Below are 3,078 nucleotides of genomic sequence, written 5' to 3' on the forward strand. Positions count from 1 at the left end.
CACCCCCACCCGCGCGCCCCGCGCGACCTCCCCCCTCAAGGGGGAGGTGGGAAAGTGCCGCACCGGCATACGCCATCGCTCACGCGCGATCTCTCGCCGTGGTGTGAACTCTCCTCGGGTGATCCTCGGGCTTAACCCGAAGACGAGGTTCGGACGGGGCGCTGAAAGCTGCCTCGTAAGTTTTAGTTTAGGTGACACCTCTCAGCGCCCCGTTCGGCGGTTTATGCCCGCGACTTCGATCTCTCTGCCGTGGCCGCGCAAGGGAAATTAAGGCGAGGGATTTGCCGTTTCCGGACGGACCACCCGCGCCACCCATTCACTGCCGCCACCATGTGTGCCGCACAGGCACGCCCGGCGCGCTCTTTCGGGCATCAGAAGCAAGAAGATCGGTCCGAAATCCCCTCGCTTCCCCCGTGTCGCCGGAGGGAGACCATTTTCCGCGAACCCGGATCATGAGGTTTTGCGTCCCACCCTCATGACCCGCGCCGGTTCCGCCTCGCCGGGACGCCTCCCGGTGTATCCGTGACGGAACGGGGCAATTGTAGGCACGGGTTCGGTGAGCGGGGATGAAAGAGGATGAAATTTCCCGCAAGTGCCTGATTGGAAAGGCGAGACCGCGCGGGATCGTCCCCGCTTTGGGCAGGGCGGGCGGAAGGCTGGTCGAATGTGAAGGGCTGGGCGTTGAGGGCCGAAAGCCGGTTCTGGGCGCTGGAACGGCTAGAGCGCGTCGCAATCCTCAAGATCCGTCCCGCGCTTCAAGCCTCTGTTTTATGCATGTCGTTATCGCAAAACCGCGGCATGCCTTTGCGCGACATGCATCAGCGCAGCGCGACGCTCAGCTTCTGCTGGACGAGTTCGGCGCTGCCGCGGACATAGAGGGCATGCGGCTTGCCGCCCGTGCTGGTAATGGCCATGGCGACGATCGAGACGCCCTCCTCGAAGGGCGTGACATAGAGCACCTGCGCGGGATTGATGAAGACATCCTGATTGTGAGTGTTCTTGAAGCCGATCAGCGCCATCCGTCTCTCCTTTCGCGATGCGTGGCGGAGATATAGCGGAGGGTGGGTTGATGGAGAGTTAGCGGGGGTGGGGAGTCAGATTGTACTGCGCCTCTGTGTAGGTGTATTCCGCAGGAGGGAGGCGCGTGAAACTCTTGACGATGGGTGTGGGTTAAGACAACTTGCTCCAATAACGGGTAAGGGAATCATGAGCAATATTGAAGAAAGCCTGCGCGCGATTGCTGAACGCGTGAAATCACATTCCAGTACGATGGCAACGGAGGAGGCTGTCAAAACCGCGGTTGTTCTCCCATTTCTACGGGCGTTGGGATATGATGTTTTTGATCCCACCGAAGTGGTTCCTGAATTTACGGCGGATGCGGTTGGGAAAAAAGGAGAAAAGGTAGATTACGCAATTAATATTCAAAATGAAATTCGTATTTTAATAGAGTGCAAACCTATTTCGGTCGCGCTTGATAAGAAGCATCTAGATCAACTTTATAGATACTTCAGCGTTACCTCTGCTAAGTTTGCGATATTGACGAACGGCCGAACTTTTAATTTCTACACCGATCTTGAGGCGCCCAACAAACTCGATACGAGGCCTTTCTTCGTTTTCGATGTTACCGATTTTAATTCGGGTATTCTTTCCGAGCTTAAAAAGTTCGAAAAGGGATCGTTTGACGTAACGGCAATTTTGGCCACCGCCGAACGTCTAAAATATACCTCCGGAGTAAAGCAGATCATTGCCAAACTTATTGAGGAGCCATCCGAGGAGTTCGTAAGGATGGTATCGTCCGGTGTCTATGAGGGAAGAATGACTTCTCAGGCGCGGGAGATGTTTACCGGTGTAGTGCGAACTGCATTCCGCGAAGTTGTCATGGATACGGTTAAAAGCCGCCTTTCCAGTGCGCTGGCCGATACAGAGCAGGTTATCGAGCAAATCGACGAACCTGTTGAAGAGGAGCCGGAGGTTGTCACCTCGGAAGAGGAGCGTGAAGGATACATGATCGTGAAAGCGATCGTTCGCGATACCATTAGTCCAAAACGGGTGGTGATGAGAGATCAGAAATCGTATTGCGGAATTCTAATCGATAATAACAATCGCAAGCCGTTAGCTCGTCTTTGGTTCAACAGATCGGTGAAATACATTGGACTGTTCGACGGCGAGACTGAAGAGCGATTGATCGTCGACAGTCTTGACCAAATTTACGAGTATAGCGACCGACTTCGTTTGACGGCGAAGAAGTACGCCGAATAATATATCGTTAGGTCTTATCTACCCCCCCTCATCCGGTCCTTCGGACCACCTTCTTCCCGACGGGAGAAGGAGAGGTGCCGCGCCGCCGCCGCTCCTCCTCTCCCTCTCGGGGAGGGTCGCCAAGCGAAGCGGAGGCGGGGTGAGGGGGTAACCTGCGGCTTGTGAAGAGGGGGCTTGTGACTACCGCCCCGGTCTTCCCGTCTTGCCCTTCGTCCGCCCCTTGCGCTTCTCGCCGGCGTCTTCGTAGGACCCCGCGCCGATCTTGCCGCGGGCGATGAACGAGGCGGGAATCGTCAGTAGATCCTCGGGTCAAGCCCGAGGATGACGCCGCCGTCATCGGGTGGCCTCCAAGAGGAGAGAGGCCCCTTGTCCCCCAGTCAAGGGCGCTACTACTACCGCCCCGGCCGTCCTGTCTTGCCCTTCGTCCGGCCCTTGCGCTTCTGCTCGCCGGGGTCTTCGTAGGAGCCCGCGCCGATCTTGCCGCGGGCGATGGGGCGAGGGTCGTCGCTGGGTTCTCGGGTCAGGTCCGAGGAGGAGTCGCTGGACTCCTCCCCAACCCTCCCTACAGGGGGGAGGGAGCCCGTCGTGCCAACCGGCTTCGGCGGTATTTTGCCGGTGACCGGCTTTTCCGTGCGGCCGACGGTCATTTCGTCCAGCGTGTTCTTGCGGAAGAGTGATCCCCGGGTCGAGCCCGAGGACGGGCGGGCGGGTTCGGCGATGTCGCGGCCCATGTCGTCCAAAGAGGGTTTGGCGAAGAGGGAGCCGCGGGCTCCCAAACCCTCCCCCTTGTGGGGAGGGTGGCCCGAAGGGCCGGGAGGG

2 protein-coding genes and 1 pseudogene are annotated in these 3,078 nt (G+C 58.3%); 1 reads left to right on the forward strand and 2 read right to left on the reverse strand.

What is annotated here, in order from left to right:
* Positions 1–818: 818 nt before the first annotated feature.
* Entirely contained in the window at positions 819–1,019 is a 201-nt protein-coding gene (locus ACE04I_RS05415) for a hypothetical protein (protein WP_046792443.1), read from the reverse strand.
* Between the two features lie 187 nt (positions 1,020–1,206).
* On the opposite strand from ACE04I_RS05415, the gene ACE04I_RS05420 reads away from it, so the two are divergent.
* Positions 1,207–2,259, forward strand: a complete 1,053-nt coding sequence (locus ACE04I_RS05420; RefSeq protein ID WP_487206719.1) for a type I restriction endonuclease — start codon at positions 1,207–1,209, stop codon at positions 2,257–2,259.
* Between the two features lie 392 nt (positions 2,260–2,651).
* On the opposite strand, the pseudogene ACE04I_RS05425 reads toward ACE04I_RS05420, so the two are convergent.
* Positions 2,652–3,078: pseudogene (locus ACE04I_RS05425) on the reverse strand (hypothetical protein); the annotation flags it as partial.

The sequence above is a fragment of the Rhizobium moroccans genome, assembly GCF_057559155.1.

Bases quoted from the DNA above. Each gene is read 5' to 3' on its own strand.
- ACE04I_RS05420 (WP_487206719.1), top strand. From the start codon at position 1,207: ATGAGCAATATTGAAGAAAGCCTGCGCGCGATTGCTGAACGCGTGAAA.
- ACE04I_RS05415 (WP_046792443.1), bottom strand. From the start codon at position 1,019: ATGGCGCTGATCGGCTTCAAGAACACTCACAATCAGGATGTCTTCATC.